This is a genomic window from Kitasatospora sp. NPDC001119 (assembly GCF_053598475.1).
The window spans coordinates 13,286-30,684 of sequence record NZ_JBSFKI010000069.1; the positions used below are offsets into that span (position 1 = coordinate 13,286).

Genomic DNA, 17,399 nt, shown 5'->3' on the forward strand with positions numbered 1-17,399 from the left:
AGGCGGCTCAGAACGCGGCGACCGGGGGCAGCCGGTGCAGGATGCGTTCCATGCCGCCGGTCCAGTTGGCCTCCAGCGCGGCGACGGCCTGGTCGATGTCGCCGTCCAGCAGGCACTGGGCGATCCGCTCGTGCTCCTCGGCGGCGCGCTCCAGGATCTCGTGGTCGCCGACCACCACCCGCTCGTAGCGGTGCAGGGTGAGCTTCAGCGAGTCGATCATCTCGCGCAGCCGGGCGTTGGCGCAGCCGGAGAGCAGCAGGGCGTGCCAGGCGTCGTCGTGGCGCTCTATCGTGCCGTGCGGGGCCTGCGGGGCGGAGAAGGCGCGGGCCTCGGCGAGCAGCCGGGGGGCGATCTCGGCAAGGTGGGCCGGGTCGGAGGTGCGCAGGGCCAGCGACTCCAAGGCGATGACGATCGCGGTGAGGTCGAGGAACTCCTGTTTGCCGGTGGGGGCGAAGCGGAAGCCCTTGCCGCGTTCGCTGGTGATGATGCCCTCGCGCTCCAGGCTGATCAGGGCCTCGCGCAGGGGGGTTCGGCTCACGCCCAGTTCCTCGGCGAGCTGGACCTCGTTGATCGACTCGCCGGGGGTGAACCGGCCGCGGCCGAGCTGCTCCAGGAGTTCGTCCTTGACCTGCTCGCGCAGCGGACGCCGCTCGATCGCCATCAGGCTTCCCTTCTTCCTGGTCGGTAGCGTACCGGCCGGGCGACCGGCACCGGTGGCCGGGCGGCCGGCCACCAGCGGTCGGGCGCTCGGGCCACCGGTGCCCGACCGCCCGGGCCGGGTCCTGGCGGGTGGTCGGGCAGGCGGTCAGGCCGTACCGGCGCCGTCCACGGCGATGACCGCGCCGCTGACGAAGGCGGCGGCGTCGCTGGCCAGGAAGGCGACGGTCTGCGCGATGTCCCGGGGCTGGCCGATCCGGCCGAGCGGGCGGTCGGCGGCGTCGGTGTAGAAGGCGTCGGGGCTCTCGCCGAGTTGGCGGGCCTCCTCGGCGAGCATGCCGGTGTCGGTGTCGCCCGGGCAGACGCAGTTGACCCGGATGTTGTCCGGGCCGTGGTCGATGGCCATCGCCCGGGTCATGTTGACCACGGCGCCCTTGGAGGCGCAGTAGGAGATGGCCCGGCCGCCGCCCTTGATGCCCCAGCCGGAGCCGGTGTTGACGATGCTGCCGCCGCCGCTCGCCGCCATCAGCGGCACCACCAGTCCGCTGAGCAGCATGATCGAGCGGACGTTGACGGCCATCACCAGGTCCCAGTCCTCGTCGCTGATCTCGGTGACGGTGGAGCGGCGGATGATGCCCGCGTTGTTGAACAGCACGTCCACGCCGCCGTGTTGCTCGACGGCGGTGCTGACGGCCCGCTCGCAGTCGGCGCGTCGGGAGACGTCGCAGCGGACGAAGGTGCCGCCGATCTCCTTGGCGGCCTGTTCGCCGCGCTCGGCGTCGAGGTCCAGGAGGACGACGGCGGCGCCGAGTTCGGCGAGCAGGGCGGCGGTGGCCCGGCCGATGCCGGAGGCGGCGCCGGTGACGATCGCGCGCTTGCCGTGCAGGTCGATCATGGGGGCTCCTCTGTGGGTGGGAGGTCAGGCGGAGAGGCGGTACACGGCGCCGGAGCGGCGGCCGGTGATCACCCGGACGTGGCCGGAGAGGGCGTCGTCCAGGTCGGGGTCGCCGGTGTCCAGCAGCAGCGGGCGGCCCGCCAGGGCGGCGAGCTTCGCCTCGGTGGCGAGCACCAGCAGCCGTTCCCGGCCCGCGGCGCGCAGCAGTTCGGGGGTGAGCTGCTGGTTGCCGCGGCCGAGCAGGAAGCCCTGGCCGCCGATCGGGGAGAGGGCGATGCAGGGGGTGGTGGGCAGGGCGCGCAGCTGGTCGGCCCGGGCGTCGCGGATCAGGAGGCGGGCGGCGGTGGCGAGGCCGTCGGCGTGGCCGGGGCCGAGGGCGCTCGCGGGGCCGAGCCGCAGCAGGTCGACGCCGGTCAGGCTGGCGCCCGGCGCGCCGAGCGCGGTGGCCACCGCGTAGGTGGTGCTGCCGGGCCCGAGGAGCAGCAGCCCGCCGGGGCCGACGCGTTCGGCGACCTCGGCGGCGAGGCCGGCCGGTGTCCCCGGGTCGGGCCCGGAGCTGCCGGTCTTGCGCTGCTGGACCCGGGCGGGCAGCACGGGGACGGTCAGTCGGCCGTACAGCCGGGCGGAGACCCGGCCGGCCCGCAGCGCGGCCTCGTCCCGGTCCACCACCTCGGCGGCCGTCAGCCGGACGCCGCGGCCGGCCGCCCAGGCCGCCGCGACCTCGGCGGCGGCCCGGGGGTGGACGGCGAACACGGCGGAGTGCATCTTGACCCCGGCGGGGATGCCGAGCACCGGTACCCGGGGGTCGGGCCCGAGCGCGTCCAGCACGTCGCGGGCGGTGCCGTCGCCGCCGCAGAACAGCAGCAGCCCGGCGCCGGCCGCGACCAGGGCGCGCACCGCCGCCCGGGTGTCGGCAGCGGTGCTCGGTTCCCCGGTGCCCGGTGCCCCGGCGGCCCGCGGCCCGGTGCTGTGGTGGACGACCCGCGCGGGCCGGCCGGCCGCCCGCGCCGCGGCGGCGCCCATCGCGCCGTCGACGGTGATCAGCTCGACGTCCGGCGGAAGTTGACTGATCGTCAGCGCTGCCCGGGCGACGGCCCGCGGACGGGCCCCGAGCGCCAGGGCCCGCCGCTGGACCTCGGCGCCGTCGCTGCCCTTGAGGCCGACCAGGCCGCCGAGGCCGGCGACCGGGTTGACCACCAGCCCGATCCGGGCGCCCGGGGCGGAGGTCACGGCCGCTCGCCCAGGACCTTGCGGCGGTAGGCGCGCCAGCTGACCGCCCAGACCGCCGGGTCGTCCAGCGGCTCGTGCCGGATCCGGTGCACGGTGGAGTTGTGCGGCGCGGTGCGGACGGTCTCCGGGTCCTCGTACGCCTCGCGGGCGACCTCGGCGAGGATCGCCGCGTACTCGTCCAGGTCGGCCCGGGAGTAGGACTCGGTGGGCTCCAGCGTCATCGGCTCCGGGACGACGTACGGGTGGTGGCTGGTCCAGTAGTGGGTGCCGAAGTCGGCGGCGCGGTAGCCGAGGTCCTCGCTGTGCAGGCCGGTGTCCTCGTTGAGCTGCTGCCAGCTGTAGCGGACCTGCTCGACCCGGGGGCGGCCCTCGGCGTACGGGACGGAGACGCCGCGGATCCGCCGCACCCGGTGCAGCAGGTAGTTGTTGTTGAGCACGGCGGTCTCGGCGGCCTCGCGCAGCCCCTCGGCGCCCAGTGCCGTGATCCAGGCGTAGGCGCGCACCAGGTTCGGCACGACGCCCAGGTAGGGGCGGATCTTGCCGACCGAGTCCGGCCGGTCGTCGTCCAGGACGTACCGCTCGCCGTCGAACTCGACGGTGGGGCGCGGCAGGTAGGGCGCGAGTTCGGCGGTGACGCCGCAGGCGCCGGCCGCCGGTCCGCCGCAGGCGTGCGGGGTGGAGAAGGTCTTGTGGAGGTTGAAGTGGCACAGGTCGAAGCCGGCCTCGCGGGCCCGGGTGATGCCGAGGATGCCGTTGGCGTTGGCCTGGTCGTAGGCGCACAGGCCGCCGGCCTCGTGGACGATCCGGACGAACTCGGCGATCCGGGGGTTGTAGATGCCGGTGTCCTCGGGGTTGGTGATGAGCAGCGCGGCGGTGCGCGGGCCGACGGCGGCGCGCAGCGCCTCGATGTCGGGGTAGCCGTCGGCGTCGGGGTGCAGGGTGATCACCCGGAAGCCGGCGGTCTTGGCGCAGGCGGCGTTGGAGGGGTGGGAGAAGGCGGTGGTGATGATCTCGTCGCGCTGCTCCAGTTCGCCGCGCGCGGCGTGGTGGGCGCGGATCACCGAGACGTTGGTCCAGATCGCCGCCGAGCCCGCGCCGGGCTGGAGGCTGACCCGGTCCATGCCGGAGACCTCCTTGAGCAACTGCTCCAGCCGGTGGACGAGTTCGAGCACGCCCTGGACGGTGGAAGGGTCCTGAGCGGGGTGCAGGGCGGCGATCCGGGGGTCGCGGACGAAGGTGTCGTTGACCTTGGGGCTGTACTTCATGGTGCAGGTGCCCTGGCCGACGTCCACGTTGAGGTCGGCGCCGAGGTTCTCCTGGGAGAGCCGCAGGTAGTGCCGGAGCACCTGCTGCTGGCCGAGTTCGGGCAGGGCGGGCGGTGTGGCGCGGCGCAGCGCGGCGGGCAGCCGCTCGGCCGGGTCGCCGACGGCGGCGGTGACGGCGGGCTCGGGCAGCGGGGGCAGGACGCCGCGCTCGCCGGGGGCGCCGAGCTCGAAGACGAGCTTCTCGTCCCAGCGGGCCTGGTGGAAGCGGCGCAGGGCGGGTTTGGGGGCGATCCGCGGGTCCACCGGCTCGCTGTTCTGACGGTTCGTCACTTCGCGATCTCCTCAAGTGCGTCGGCGAGGCGGTCGATGTCGGCCCGGGTGTGCAGCTCGGTCACGCAGTAGCGGCCCTCACGGGCCGCGGCCCCGTCGGCCCCGACCGGGGTGCCGCCGTGCAGGCCGCGGGCGAGCAGGGCCTCGGCGGTCTCGGCGGCGGTGCGCTCGCCGGTGTAGCGGACGGTGAAGTCGGCGAAGTGGACGGCCCGCGGGTCCGCGAGCTCCACGCCGGGGACCTCGGCCAGCCGCTGCCGGGCGTAGGCGGTGTTGGCGAGGATCGTCGCGCCGATCTCCCGCATGCCGTGCGGGCCCATCAGCGTGAGGTAGACCCCGGCGGCGATGCCGTGCAGGGCGGCGGCGGTGCCGACCCACTCCTTGCCCTCCTCGCGCACCGCGAAGGAGGTGCGCTCGTACGCGACGTCGCCGAAGCCGTACTCGCCGGGGACGTCGGTGGGGACGAGGCCGAACAGCCGGCTCGGGTACTCGGCGACCAGGCGCTCGTCGTCCGCGCTGCCGATGAAGCCCGCGTTGCCGCCGCCGTAGCTCGGGTGGATGCCGAGCGGCTGGAGGTCGCCGCAGGTGAGGTCGGCGCCGAGCTCGGCGGGCGGGGTGAGCACGCCGAGGCTGAGCGGGTTGACGTGGGCGACGGCCAACGCGCCCGCCTGGTGGGCGAGTTCGATGTAGCTCGGCAGATCCTGGTCCACCCGGCCGTCGTGGTCGGTGAGTTGGGCGTAGACGGCGGCCGCGTCGCCCTCGGCGAGCGCGGCCCGGACGGCGGCGGGATCGGCCGGGACGAGGACGAGCTCGTGGACGCCCCGGACGTAGTCGCGGATCCGGGAGATCCGGTCCGGGTCGATCGCGCCGACCAGTACCAGCCGGCGCCGCCCGGTGGCCCGTCCGGCCATCCGCAGCGCCGTCGCGGCGGCCTGGAACCCGTCGTACGTCGGCACGTTGACGACGTCGACGGCCAGCAGCTCGGCCATCAGCGACTGGTACTCCCACAGCGCCTGGAAGCGGCCGTGGTCCTCGTACGGCTCGCCCGCGTAGGCGGTGAGGAACTCGCTGCGGTTGACGATCTCGTCCACCACGGCGGGCACGTGGTGGCGGTAGCAGCCGGCGCCGAGGAAGCTGCGGCCCGGCGGGACGGCGGTGTTGCGGGAGAGCAGCTCCTCCATGTGGGCGACCAGCCGGGCCTCGGAGCCGAGCGGCTCGGGCAGCCGCAGCGGGCGGTCCAGCCGGAGGGCGGCCGGGATGTCGGCGTAGAACTCCTCGACGTCCTGGGCGCCGACCTCCGCCAGCATCGCTTTCCTCACCTGCGGGGCGGAGTTGGGGATGTACGGGTGGGTTCGGGGGACGCGTGTGCTCATGCTGGCACCTTCCGCGATTTCAGTCACAAGCCTTGACGGGGTTGTGAATGCTGAGTTCTGTATACAGCATTCGGCATTCACCAGTCGGGAGGCAAGATGTCCGCACGAACCCGGCACAAAAAAGATCCCCAACCAGCCCGTGACCAGGGCGAATTGAGATCAGGTCCGGCACGGCGCCGGATCCTCTCCGCCGGACTCGCGGGCGGCGCGCTGCTGATGGCCGGCGCCACCGGCTGCGCGACCGGCGGCGCCGGCGGCACCAGTGCCAAGCAGCTCACCGGCAGCCCGGGCGCCGCCCTCTCCGGCAAGGTCGTCATCTGGTCCTGGGACGTCGCCGCCAAGGCCATGCAACGGCTCGGCAAGGCCTTCGAACAGGCCCACCCCGGCACCACCGTCGACGTGGTGGACATCGGCTACGACAACGCCTACGACAAGATCTCCGTCGGGTTCGGCGCCGGCAGCGGACTGCCCGACATCCTCACCGTCGAGGGCCACAAGCTGCCCACCTACATCGGCAACTTCCCGAACGGCCTGGTCGACCTCACCAGTCGCGCGGCAGGCCTCAAGTCCCAGTACGCGGAGGCATCCTGGCGGACCGTCACGGACGCCAAGGGCAAGGTCTTCGCGCTGCCCTGGGACAGCGGGCCGTGCGCCCTGTTCTACCGGCGCGACCTGTTCCAGCAGGCCGGCATCGACCCGGCCGGCCTCGCCACCTGGGACGACTACCTCACCGCCGGCACCGCGCTCAAGGCCGCCACCGGCAGGAAGCTGCTCATCCTGGACGCCAAACAGGACAGCTTCTTCGCCATGCTGCTCCAGCAGCAGGGCCAGCGCTGGTTCACCGACGGCAAGGTGGCCGTCGCCACCCCCGCCGCCGAACGCGCGCTCACCCTGCTCAAGCAGCTCGTCGACCGCGACCTGGTGGACTTCGAGAACGGCTGGTCCGGGCTCGTCTCCGGCACCCACGACGGCAAGGCCGCCACCACCCCCACCGCCGCCTGGTGGGACGGCACCCTCACCAGCGACATGGCCGACCTCGGCGGGAAGGTCGGCGTCGTCCCGCTGCCCGCCTTCACCCCCGGCGGCCCCCGCACCTCCAACAGCGGCGGTTCCACCCTGTGCGTCACCGCGCAGAGCCGGAACCCGGAGACGGCCTGGGCCTTCCTCTCCTTCCTGCTCGCCGACAAGGCCAACCAGGCCTCGATGATGCAGCACGAAGGCCTCTTCCCCGCCTACCTCCCCGCCCTGGACGACCCGTACTTCCAGCAGCCCGCCCCCTACTACGGCGGCCAGCCGGCCATGCAGCTGTTCGCCGGACTCACCCGCGCCATCCCCACCGTCGAGCTCACCGCCGACGACTCCAAGGCCGGCGACATCGTCACCACCGCCGTCAACCAGGTGCTGCACAACGGCGCCGACCCGGGCACCGTCCTGCGCTCCGCCGCCCGCCAGGTCGCCACCGCGACCGGCCGCCAGACGGTCGGGTAGGCGGGCCCGATGACCAGCAGCCTCCCGGCCACCCTGCGCAAGCCGTCGGCGACCACCCAGGCCGCCCCCGCCCGCCGCCGACGCTCCCCACGCACCGCCGCCTGGCTGTTCGCCGGGCCCACCACCGCGCTCTTCGTCGCCTTCTTCGCCTATCCGCTCGGCGCCAGCCTCTACCAGAGCTTCACCGCCCGCCGCGACGGCGCCGACGTCTGGGTCGGCCTGGACCAGTACCGGCGGATGCTGCACGACCCGGCCTTCCTGCACTCCCTGGTCAACACCGGCCTGATCCTCGCCGTCCAGGTGCCCGTGATGATCGGCCTCGCCCTGGTGCTCGCCGTCCTGCTCAACCAGTCCTGGCTGCGGTTCCGGGCCGGCTGGCGGGCGGTGTTCTTCCTGCCCGCGATCACCACCCTGGTCGCCTACGCCGTGGTCTTCCAGGTCCTGCTGCGCACCGACGGCGGCCTCGCCAACCAGCTCCTCCAGGCGCTCGGCCTCGGCCCGGTCGACTGGCTCAACTCACCCACCTGGGCCCGGATCTCGCTGATCGGCTCGGTCACCTGGCGGTGGACCGGCTACAACGCCGTCATCCTGCTGGCCGGACTGCAGGCGATCGGCCGCGACCAGTACGAGGCCGCCGCCCTCGACGGCGCCGGCACCGTGCGCACCTACAGCGGCGTGATCCTGCCGCAGCTGCGCCCGGTGGTGCTGTTCTGCGTCATCACCTCCACCATCGGCACCCTGCAGCTCTTCGACGAGAACTACGTGCTGACCCGCGGCGGCCCCGGCGACGCGACCCTCACCCCGGTGGTCTACCTCTACAAGGTCGGCTTCCAGCAGCTCGACTTCGGCTACGCGGCCGCCATCGCCTGGGTGGTCGTGCTGATCATCGCGGCGGTCTCGCTGCTCCAGTTCCGGCTCTACGGAAGGGAACGCCGCCGATGACCACCGTGACCACCACTGCCGCCCGCAGTGCCGTCACCACCGCCGCGCCGCGTCGTAGCGGCCGCGCCCCGCTGCCCGCCCGTCTCGGCCGGATCGCCGTCCTCACCGCCCTCACCCTCGGCGCCGTCCTCAGCCTGGTGCCCTTCGCCTGGATGCTGATCGCCAGCACCCACAGCAGCTCCGAACTGTTCCACTCCCCACCGCCGTTCCTGCCCGGCGGCAACCTGCTGCGCAACCTGGCGCACCTCCAGGAGACCATCGGCTTCGGCCGGGTCATGCTCAACAGCCTCGGGATCGCCGTCGTCTACACCGCGCTCAGCTCGCTGCTGTCCGCGATGTGCGGCTACGGGCTGGCCAAGTACCGCTTCCGCGGCCGCGGGCTGCTGCTCGGACTGGTGCTGGCGACCATGATGATCCCGTTGCAGGTGCTGCTCGTCCCGCTGTTCCAGATGATGGCCAGCCTCGGCTGGATCGACAGCTACCAGGCGGTGATCGTCCCCTTCCTGGCCAACTCCTTCGGCATCCTGCTGATGCGCCAGGGCTTCCTGGACTTCCCCGACGAACTGCTGGAGTCGGCCCGGATCGACGGCTCCGGCGAGCTGCGCACCTTCTACCAGGTCGTCCTGCCGTGCGTACGGCCGCAGTTGGGCGCGCTGGTGATCTTCACCTTCATGGGCCAGTGGAACGGCTTCATCTGGCCGCTGCTGATGCTCAACACCGAGGACAAGTACACCGTGCCGGTCGCGCTCAACACGCTGACCGGGCTGACCCACGTCGACTACTCCGGCCTGATGCTCGGCTCCTTCCTGGCCACGCTCCCGCTGATGGTGCTCTTCCTGCTCTTCCAGCGGCAGTTCGTGGCGGGCCTGCTGGGCGGAGCCGTGAAGGGATGACCGCGACCGTGACCACCGACCGCCTGACCGTGACCACCGACCGCCTCACCCGGGTGCCCGGCCTGCTGTACGGCGGGGACTGGAACCCCGAGCAGTGGCCCGAGCAGGTGTGGGCCGAGGACGTGAAGCTGATGGCCGAGGCCGGGGTCAACCTGGTCACCGTCGGCGTCTTCTCCTGGGCCCGCCTCCAACCCGACGCCGACAGCTGGGACTTCGGCTGGCTGGACCGCCTGCTCGACCTCTGCCACCGGCACGGCGTCGCCGTCGACCTGGCCACCGCCACCGCCTCCCCGCCCGCCTGGCTGGTCCGCGCCCACCCCGACCTGCTGCCCGTCACCGCCGACGGCGTCCGGCTGGAGTTCGGCTCGCGCCAGCACTACTGCCCCTCCTCGCCCGCCTACCGCGAGGCCGCCGTCCGGCTCACCCGGGCGCTCGCCGAACGCTACCGCCACCACCCCGCGCTCGCCCTGTGGCACATCCACAACGAGTACGGCGACCACGTCCAGGAGTGCTTCTGCCCCGCCTCGGCCGTCGACTTCCGCCGCTGGCTTCGCGAACGGCACGGCGGCATCGAGGAGTTGAACCGCTCCTGGGGCACCGCCTTCTGGTCGCAGCGCTACACCTCCTTCGAGCAGATCGAGCCGCCGCGCACCGCGCCCGGCCCGGTCAACCCCACCCAGCTGCTGGACTGGCGCCGGTTCTGCTCGGACGCGCTGCTCGCCCTGCACCGCGCCGAGAAGGCCGTCCTGGACGAGGTCTCGCCCGGCGTCCCCGTCACCACCAACTTCATGTCGATGCTCAAGGCGCTGGACTACTGGGAGTGGAGCCGGCACGAGGACCTCGTCTCCGACGACGCCTACCCCGACCCGGCCGACCCGCGCGCCCACGTCAACGCGGCGATGAACTACGACCTGATGCGCTCGCTCAAGGGCGGCCGCCCCTGGCTGCTGATGGAACAGGCCCCCTCCGCGGTCAGCTGGCGGCCGGTCAACGTGCCCAAACGCCCCGGCCTCTACCGCCTCTGGTCGCTCCAGGCACTCGCCCGCGGCGCCGACGGCGTCCTGCACTTCCAGTGGCGCGCCTCGGTGGTCGGAGCCGAGAAGTTCCACAGCGCGATGCTCCCGCACCGGGGCACCGCCGCGCGCGGCTGGCAGGAGACCGTCCGCTTCGGCGCCGAGCTCCGCCGCCTCGGCGAGATCGCCGGCAGCCGGCTGCGCGGACGGGCCGCCGTCCTGCTCGACTGGGACAGCTGGTGGGCGCTGGAACTCGACGACCACCCCTCCGCCCGGATGCGCTGGCCCGAGCTGCTCCGCCCCTGGTACGCGGCGCTGCACGAGCGCGGCGTCACCGTCGACTTCGTCCCGCCCACCGCCGGGCTCGACGGCTACCCGCTGGTGCTCGCCCCCAACCTCTACCTGCTCGACACCGCCACCGCCGACCGGCTCACCGCCTACGTACGGGACGGCGGCCGGCTGGTCTGCGGCCCGTTCAGCGGCATCGCCGACCGGCACGACCACATCCACCCCGGCGGCCACCCCGGGCCGCTGCGCGAACTGCTCGGGATCGTCGTGGACGAGCACTGGCCGATCCCGGACGGCGAGACCACCGCCGTACGGCTGGACGGCACCGCGCCTGACGGCCCCCGGTCGGACGGCGCCGAGCCGCACGCGGAGCCGCACGGCGCCGACCTGCGCGCCGAGCGCTGGAGCGAGTGGATCGAGACCGAGGGCGCCGAGACCCTCGCCCGCTACGCCTCCGGCACGCTGGCCGGCCTCCCGGCCGTCACCCGCAATCGGCTGGGCGCCGGCACCGCCTGGTACCTCAGCTGCCACCTCGGCGCCGACACCGGCCGGGTGCTCGACCTGCCGCTCGCCGAAGCCGGCGTGGGCGCCGAACTACCGGACCTCCCGGCGGACGTCGAGGCCACCCGCCGCCACGCCGCCGACGGCCGCCAGTACCTCTTCCTGCTCAACCACGGCGGCGTCGAACGCCGCGTGCCCCTCGACACGCCCGGCACCGACCTGCTCACCGGCGCCGCCACCGGCGACGCCGTCACCCTCGCGCCGCTCGGCGCCGCCGTCCTCCGACTCCCCGCCGCCGAGGAGCGCCCGTGAACCCGCTGACCCGCCGCCACTTCCTCGCCGCCTCGGCGGTCGCCGCCGCCGGCACCCTGGCCGCCCCGGCCGCCGCCCACGCCCAGGACGGACCGGAAGGCCTAGACGCCGAGCGCTACGCCGACGTCCTCGACCTGCACGGCACCCCCGCCCAGGCCTACCCCGGCGACGCCCGCGGCAACAACCCGATCACCGTCTTCGCCGACCTCGGCGCCTGGCACGCCTACGCCCTGCCCCGCCCCACCGACCCCCAGGGCGGCTTCACCGGCCCGCTGTACCTCGCCCAGGAGTACCCCTGGTGGCTCAGCGACGGCCTGACCCGCCTCCAGCTCACCGAACAGGGCCGCCCCCTGGACCTCACCGCCGGAGCCCCCGCCCGCGGCACCTCGCTGCCCGGCCTGCTGCGACTCACCCACGACCTCGGCGCCGGCCTCGCCCTCACCCTGGACCTGCGCTTCGCCGGCAACCGCACCGCCCTGCTCCGCGCCCGGCTCGCCAACACCGGCCCGGCCGTACGGACCCTCGCCGCCGCCTGGACCGGCCGGCTGCTGCGCCCCGCCACCGGCCCCCAGCGCGAGGCACCGAAGCTGGTCGCCGCCGAACGCGGCGTGGAGGTGCGCTTCGCCAAGGTCCGGCAGACCTGGGACTACCTCACCGACGGCACCGAACGCTTCGCCGTCCGCCACGCCCGGCCCGTCCGGGTCGTGCTGAGCGCCGACGGCGACGGCCACCGCACCGAACTCGCCGAGCCCGTACGGCTGGCGCCGGGGGAGACCCGCAGCCTGGACTGGACCGAGAGCTACACCTTCACCGAGGCCGAGTACGCCCGCGCCGCGAAGGAGGCGGACACCGCGCTGCGCACCCCGGAACGGGTCGCGGCGGAGGGCACCGCCCGCTGGCACGGGTACCTCGTCCGCGCCACCGAGGGCGTCCCGGCCGCCCGCCGCCGCACCGCCGCCAAGTGCGTCCAGACCCTGGTCACCAACTGGCGCAGCCCGGCCGGAAGGATCCGGCACGACGCCGTCACCCCCACGCTCTCCTACAAGTGGTTCAGCGGGGTCTGGGCCTGGGACACCTGGAAGCAGGCCGTCGGCACCGCCGCCTTCGCCCCCGGCCTCGCCGCCGACCAGATCCGCGCCGTCTTCGACCACCAGGTCCCGTCCGGCTCCGCCGAGCGCCCGCAGGACGCCGGAATGGTCCCCGACTGCGTCTTCTACAACGACCAGACCACCGGCGGCGGCAACTGGAACGAGCGCAACTCCAAGCCCCCGCTGGCCTCCTGGGCGGTCTGGGAGGTCTACCGGCGCAGCGGCGACCGCGCCTTCCTGCGCGAGATGCTGCCCAGACTGACCGCCTACCGGGACTGGTGGTACCGCACCCGCGACCACCTCGGCGAGGGCCTGTGCCAGTACGGCGCCACCGTCGACCCGGCCAACGCCACCGCCGAGGACTGCCGGGAGGCGGCGGCCTGGGAGTCCGGCATGGACAACGCCCCGCGCTTCGACACCTCCGCCGTCGTCCCCAACCGGGACGCGAACGGCACACTGCTCGGCTGGTCGCTCGACCAGCGCTCGGTCGACCTCAACGCCTACCTCGCCGCCGACCACCGCCACCTGGCGCTGATCGCCGCCGAACTCGGCGACCGGCCCGCCGCCGACCGGCTGCGCGCCGGCGCCGAGCGGATCGACGCCGCCGTGCGCGACACCATGTACGACCCGGCCACCGGCTGGTTCCACGACACCGACCTGGCCACCGGCGCCCGGCTCACCGCCCGCGGCCGCGGCATCGAGGGCGCGATCCCGCTCTGGTCCGGCACCGCCACCGCCGCCCAGGCCCGCACCGTCCGCCGGCTGCTGCTCGACCCGGCCGAGTTCGGCACCGCCATGCCGTTCCCGACCGTGGCCCGCAGCTCGCCCTCCTTCGACCCCGGCGGCTACTGGCGCGGACTGGCCTGGCTCGACCAGACCTACTTCGCGATCGAGGGCCTGCGCCGCTACGGCTGGGAGCAGGACGCCCGGCGCACCGTCGAGCGGCTGCTGGCCACCGCCGCCGGACTGGCCGGCGACGGCCCGGTGCGGGAGAACTACGACCCGCTGACGGGGGAGGGACACAGCTCGACCAACTTCAGCTGGTCGGCGGCGCTGCTGCTGCCCCTGCTGCGCACCTGAGCGGCTTTGTCTCCGGGCCGTCCGACCAGGCATGATCGGGGCATGGTCGAACGAGTCATTGCAGCGTGTGACGGAGCAGCCAAGGGCAACCCCGGGCCGGCGGGCTGGGCCTACGTGGTCGCGGACGCCACCGGGGCGCCCCAGCGCTGGCAGGCCGGCGCGCTCGGGCACAGCACCAACAACGTGGGCGAGCTGACGGCGCTGCGGCAGCTGCTGGCCGCGACGGACCCGGGGGTGCCGCTGGAGGTGCGGCTGGACAGCACCTACACCCGCGACTCGGTGACCAAGTGGCTGAAGGGCTGGAAGCGCAACGGCTGGAAGACGGCGGCCGGCAAGCCGGTCGCCAACCAGGAGCTGATCCAGGCGATCGACGCCCTGCTGGAGGGCCGGGACGTCACCTTCGTGTACGTGCCGGCCCACCAGGTGGACGGCGACCCGCTGAACGCCATCGCCGACAAGGCCGCCAGCGACGCTGCCCGCACCCAGCAGGACGCCTCCGGCACCGCCGCCGACCTGCCCGTCCCCGACCCGGCCGCCGCCTCGAAGGCTCCCAAGGCCCGCAGTCCCCGTACGGCATCCGTGTCCTCCACCGGCGGCACGGGCGCCGCCAAGCGGAGCGGCGGCTCGCGCACCCTGAACGCCCGCTTCCCCGGCACCTGCCCGTGCAGCCGCGGGTACGCCAAGGGCGACAAGATCACCAAGGTCGGCAGCTCCTGGGGCCACCCGGAGTGCGCCGCCGCCCACGCCTGACCTGCCGCCCACGCCTGACCTGCCGCCCACGCCTGACCCGCCGCCCCGTCCGACCGCGAGTACGCCGACGCCGCCGGGTGAGTATCCGTACTCATGCGGCGACCCGGCCCGGCGGTGAACGATGGTGATCATGAGGAATCGCGCAACGAAGGACGGGCCTGGCCGCCGCACGGCCGTGCGGGTCACGGCGGTGGCCGGGGCCGCCGGGGCCCTGGTGCTCGGCATGGTCGGGTACACGGCGTACGGGGCGGCGGAGGCGGCCTGGACGGGCAAGCCGTACCCCGTGGCGGACCCGGCGGCCGTCGCGCGGCACCTGGACGCCCGGACGCAGACCGTCTACGAGGCCCTCGCGCTGCGCCCGGAGGCGACACCGGCTCCCGACCACCGCGGCGACGACGGGATCACGGCCCGGATCTACGGCGCCTGCTCCGCCCGGGGCCTCTCCCACCTCCTGGAGAGCATGAACGACACCGGCGCCGACCAGCCCCGCACGGCCGCCCTGCGCGCGCGGTTCACCCTCACCGGGGTCACCCGGCCCGAGTGGGAGGAGGCGGTCGGACGGGCCCGGCAGAGCCTGACCGCCCAGGGCTGGACGGTCGCCTCCTCCGACGAGTCCGCCCCGGTCCCCAGCCTCACGCTGACGCCGCCGGACACCGGCCCCGGCTCCCTCGCGGAGAGCGCCTCGCTGCGCTTCGACCCCGCGTACCACACCCTCGAGGTGAGCGCGGGCAGCGAGTGCGCCCGCTACCCCGACGGCACCGCGGTGGACCAGGAGGGCCGCCCGGCCGACCTGCCGACCGGCACGGCGCCGACCCGGCCGCCCGGCCGGTGACCGCGGCCGGCTCCGGCCGGAGGTGAACAGCCGGGCGCCGCGCACCGTACAGACGAGTGGGCGGGGCCCGAAGGGAGGTGAGCCCGGTGATCGTCTCGGAGACGGCGGAGTTCCACGTCGGGGACAGGGTGTGGGTCTACCGCGAGTCCTCCTACGCCGCGGTCGAGTGCGCCGTCGTGGTCGGCGCCCCGGCGGACCGCAGCCTGCGGCTGGAGTACGGGGACGGTCACCGCGGCCACCTCCGCGAGGGCCGGGTCGAACTGCTCGACCCGTGCTCCTGGCGGCCGTCGGGCGGCTGACCGATGAGGCGCGGCCGGGAGCACGCGGCCGGAAATACGCGACCGGCCGACCGCTCGGGGGCGGTCGGCCGGTCGGGTCGGTACGGCTACGCCCCGGCGGGGGCGGTCGTCCTGGCGATCTCCTTGATGTCCTGGAAGGTCAGGCCGGCCTCGTTGTAGACGCGGGCCCGGACCTCCGGGATGCCGAGCGCGGCGAGCTCCTTGAGCTGGGCGGCGGTCAGCGGAGCGGCGGCGGGCAGGTCCTCCGGGTCCTCGTCGTCGGAGTCGTCCCCGGCGGTGGCCAGGCCCAGCACCGCGTCCATCAGCTGCTCGTCGGTCACCTTGACGGCGTCGGCCGGGGCCTGGACGTTCGGGGCCGCCTGGCTGAAGGCGAGCTTCACCGGGAAGTTGACGCCCGGCTCCACCTTGTCGGCCAGCTGGGCGAGGTCGAAGGTGGCGGAGGAGAAGGCGCCGTCCTTCAGGTAGAGGTCGACGCCGATCCTACGGTCCGGCACGTCGCTCGGGGCCTGGTCCGGGAAGTCGCCCAGCTGCTTGGGGAACTTGGCGGACAGCGGCTTGACGGCCTTGAACATCTCGTCCACCAGCTGCCGGGCCGGGGCGCTCACCCAGAGGTGCTCGGTGCCGTCCTTCTTGCCCTTGTCCTCGTACGTGACGGTGCGGCCGATCACGTCCTTGATCGAGTTGAGGAGCTGGTTCTGGAGCTCCGGGTCGAGGGTGGGGGCGGCGCTCGGGGCGGCGGCCTTCTTGCCGTCGGACTCCTTCGCCTGGTCCGCGAGCGACTGGAGGTCGAAGGAGACCCACTTGCCGGCCAGCACGTCCCCGACCGGCTTCAGCTGCTCGGGCATGCCCTTGCGCAGCTCGTCCACCACGGACGGGTCCTCGCCGACCAGCTTCACCAGGCCCTTGGCGTCGGCGTGCAGGTACCCGGTGGCGTCGACCTGACGGTACTCCAGCAGCGCGGTGCCGCTGCGGTCGGCGAGCACGTAGGAGACGCGCACCGACTTGTCGAGCGTCAGGTCGGTGTTCTTGTCGGCCTTGGCGGCGTCCCTGAAGGCCTCGACGTCCTTGAGCGGCTTGTCGGCCGAGATGGCGACCGAGACGGAGAGGCCGGAGATCGCCTTGGCGGTCTTCTCGTCCATGTCGCCGTCGCCCCGGGCGGCACCGATCATGCCCTTGCCGCCCTTGTGCTCGCCGGAGTTGGCGAACGCGGCGACCTGCTCGGGGGTGGCGTCGATGGAGAGGGTGAAGCCGGCCGACTTGCCGTCGCGGACCTTGTCGAAGGCCTTCGAGACCTTCTGCGCGGCGGACAGCTGCTGGACGGTGCCGCAGGCGGTGAGGCCGGTGGCGAGCACGGAGGCGGTGACGGCGACGGGCACGGCCCCACGGGCGGCCTTGCGGATGGCGGTGTTGATGGTGCGACTCCTGTTGATCGGGCCCGCCCGGTGAGGCGGACCGGTCCCTCCCCTGTGACGCACAACGCCACAGCGCCCACACATGTGATCACAGTTTCGGCAAGAGGTCATTCGATTATTTGGCGTGGTCTTTAACCAGAACGGCCAAAAACATGACCAAAACCCGGAAGTCGGGCCCGAGGAGCCTTCCTGATTCCCGGAATCCCGCACGCCGACGGGCCGCCGTTCGTACGATCGGCTCCGTCCGGGACCGGCGCGAGCCGCTGCCGGCCGAGGGAACCGGTGGGAGGGGGAGCGATGGGGCCCGTGGGCTGGATCCTGACGGTCGTGCTGGTGGCCGCTGGAGCGGTGGCCTGGCTGATGCTGCGCTACCCCGGGGGCTGGCGGTGCGCCTTCGGCCCGGAGTACGCCGAGCACCGGCGCGACCTGGACGCCGCCCGAGGGAAGCTCCGCGACCTGAAGCGCGAGGCGGGCCGCGAACGCGGCAGGGCCCGCTCCGCCGTCGAAGCGGCCGAGCGGGCCCACGCGAGCCGGGTCGGCGAGGCCCGGGCGCACCTGGACCGGCTCCGGTCCCCGGACCGCGGGTCGCTGAGGTCCTCCCTCGGGGACAGCCTGCGGCTGTACGACCCAGGGCCTGTCTTCGAACTCGCGTCTGCGGGGCGACGCCGGGGCACGCACCTCGCCGCGTTGTCGTCGGTCGCCAATGCTCCGCAGTGGCTCCCTCCTCCGCCTTGCGATGCACGCACCCCAACGC

General features: G+C 73.8%; 14 protein-coding genes and 1 pseudogene. 9 read left to right on the top strand and 6 right to left on the bottom strand.

The window, feature by feature from the left end; all coding sequences use genetic code 11:
- Positions 1–7 precede the first annotated feature (7 nt).
- The 5 genes from ACWDD9_RS42200 to gcvPA all read right to left on the bottom strand — a co-directional run bounded on the left by ACWDD9_RS42200 (position 8) and on the right by gcvPA (position 5,747).
- Positions 8–661, bottom strand: a complete 654-nt coding sequence (locus tag ACWDD9_RS42200; RefSeq protein ID WP_049657573.1) for a GntR family transcriptional regulator — start codon at positions 659–661, stop codon at positions 8–10.
- Positions 662–805: 144 nt separating this feature from the next.
- Positions 806–1,552 (bottom strand): SDR family NAD(P)-dependent oxidoreductase, encoded by a 747-nt coding sequence (locus ACWDD9_RS42205; RefSeq protein ID WP_380742288.1) that lies wholly within the window; start codon positions 1,550–1,552, stop codon positions 806–808.
- Between the two features lie 24 nt (positions 1,553–1,576).
- Positions 1,577–2,782, bottom strand: coding sequence for an ATP-NAD kinase family protein (locus tag ACWDD9_RS42210; protein WP_449814586.1), 1,206 nt, complete (start codon positions 2,780–2,782; stop codon positions 1,577–1,579).
- Positions 2,779–4,377, bottom strand: a complete 1,599-nt coding sequence (gene gcvPB, locus ACWDD9_RS42215; protein ID WP_234348291.1) for an aminomethyl-transferring glycine dehydrogenase subunit GcvPB — start codon at positions 4,375–4,377, stop codon at positions 2,779–2,781. Before gcvPB ends, ACWDD9_RS42210 begins: the two co-directional genes overlap by 4 nt.
- A complete protein-coding gene (gcvPA, locus tag ACWDD9_RS42220; protein WP_449814587.1) occupies positions 4,374–5,747 on the bottom strand; it encodes an aminomethyl-transferring glycine dehydrogenase subunit GcvPA in 1,374 nt (457 codons plus the stop codon). The genes gcvPB and gcvPA overlap by 4 nt, the downstream gene beginning before the upstream one ends.
- Positions 5,748–5,900: 153 nt before the next feature.
- Here gcvPA and ACWDD9_RS42225 point away from each other — a divergent pair, with 153 nt between their 5' ends.
- From ACWDD9_RS42225 to ACWDD9_RS42260, 8 genes are all read left to right on the top strand, one after another.
- Positions 5,901–7,235, top strand: coding sequence for an ABC transporter substrate-binding protein (locus tag ACWDD9_RS42225; RefSeq protein ID WP_449814588.1), 1,335 nt, complete (start codon positions 5,901–5,903; stop codon positions 7,233–7,235).
- A 9-nt stretch (positions 7,236–7,244) separates the two neighbouring features.
- Positions 7,245–8,177 (top strand): carbohydrate ABC transporter permease, encoded by a 933-nt coding sequence (locus tag ACWDD9_RS42230; RefSeq protein WP_074003192.1) that lies wholly within the window; start codon positions 7,245–7,247, stop codon positions 8,175–8,177.
- Positions 8,174–9,070 carry a carbohydrate ABC transporter permease gene (locus ACWDD9_RS42235; protein WP_449814589.1) on the top strand — a complete coding sequence of 299 codons (897 nt, stop codon included), beginning with the start codon at positions 8,174–8,176 and terminating at the stop codon, positions 9,068–9,070. The genes ACWDD9_RS42230 and ACWDD9_RS42235 overlap by 4 nt, the downstream gene beginning before the upstream one ends.
- A complete protein-coding gene (locus tag ACWDD9_RS42240; protein ID WP_449814590.1) occupies positions 9,067–11,184 on the top strand; it encodes a beta-galactosidase in 2,118 nt (705 codons plus the stop codon). The genes ACWDD9_RS42235 and ACWDD9_RS42240 overlap by 4 nt, the downstream gene beginning before the upstream one ends.
- Positions 11,181–13,352, top strand: coding sequence for an MGH1-like glycoside hydrolase domain-containing protein (locus ACWDD9_RS42245; protein ID WP_449814591.1), 2,172 nt, complete (start codon positions 11,181–11,183; stop codon positions 13,350–13,352). The genes ACWDD9_RS42240 and ACWDD9_RS42245 overlap by 4 nt, the downstream gene beginning before the upstream one ends.
- A 42-nt stretch (positions 13,353–13,394) precedes the next feature.
- A complete protein-coding gene (locus ACWDD9_RS42250) occupies positions 13,395–14,102 on the top strand; it encodes a ribonuclease H family protein (RefSeq protein WP_449814592.1) in 708 nt (235 codons plus the stop codon).
- A gap of 130 nt (positions 14,103–14,232) precedes the next feature.
- Positions 14,233–14,934, top strand: coding sequence for a hypothetical protein (locus tag ACWDD9_RS42255; RefSeq protein ID WP_449814593.1), 702 nt, complete (start codon positions 14,233–14,235; stop codon positions 14,932–14,934).
- 86 nt (positions 14,935–15,020) lie between these two features.
- A complete protein-coding gene (locus ACWDD9_RS42260) occupies positions 15,021–15,233 on the top strand; it encodes a hypothetical protein (protein WP_449814594.1) in 213 nt (70 codons plus the stop codon).
- An 86-nt stretch (positions 15,234–15,319) separates the two neighbouring features.
- Here ACWDD9_RS42260 and ACWDD9_RS42265 read toward each other — a convergent pair whose 3' ends face one another.
- The gene (locus ACWDD9_RS42265; RefSeq protein ID WP_449814595.1) at positions 15,320–16,609 is read right to left on the bottom strand and encodes a hypothetical protein; all 1,290 of its coding nucleotides are present in this window, start codon (positions 16,607–16,609) and stop codon (positions 15,320–15,322) included.
- Positions 16,610–16,951: 342 nt separating this feature from the next.
- Here ACWDD9_RS42265 and ACWDD9_RS42270 point away from each other — a divergent pair.
- A pseudogene (locus ACWDD9_RS42270) lies at positions 16,952–17,399 on the top strand (hypothetical protein); the annotation flags it as partial.

What these genes read in the sequence shown, in the direction of transcription:
- gcvPA (WP_449814587.1), bottom strand. Translation starts at nt 5,747, where the DNA reads ATGAGCACACGCGTCCCCCGAACCCACCCGTACATCCCCAACTCCGCC.
- ACWDD9_RS42200 (WP_049657573.1), bottom strand. Translation starts at nt 661, where the DNA reads ATGGCGATCGAGCGGCGTCCGCTGCGCGAGCAGGTCAAGGACGAACTC.
- ACWDD9_RS42255 (WP_449814593.1), top strand. Translation starts at nt 14,233, where the DNA reads ATGAGGAATCGCGCAACGAAGGACGGGCCTGGCCGCCGCACGGCCGTG.
- ACWDD9_RS42240 (WP_449814590.1), top strand. Translation starts at nt 9,067, where the DNA reads ATGACCGCGACCGTGACCACCGACCGCCTGACCGTGACCACCGACCGC.
- ACWDD9_RS42235 (WP_449814589.1), top strand. Translation starts at nt 8,174, where the DNA reads ATGACCACCGTGACCACCACTGCCGCCCGCAGTGCCGTCACCACCGCC.
- ACWDD9_RS42230 (WP_074003192.1), top strand. Translation starts at nt 7,245, where the DNA reads ATGACCAGCAGCCTCCCGGCCACCCTGCGCAAGCCGTCGGCGACCACC.
- ACWDD9_RS42250 (WP_449814592.1), top strand. Translation starts at nt 13,395, where the DNA reads ATGGTCGAACGAGTCATTGCAGCGTGTGACGGAGCAGCCAAGGGCAAC.
- ACWDD9_RS42205 (WP_380742288.1), bottom strand. Translation starts at nt 1,552, where the DNA reads ATGATCGACCTGCACGGCAAGCGCGCGATCGTCACCGGCGCCGCCTCC.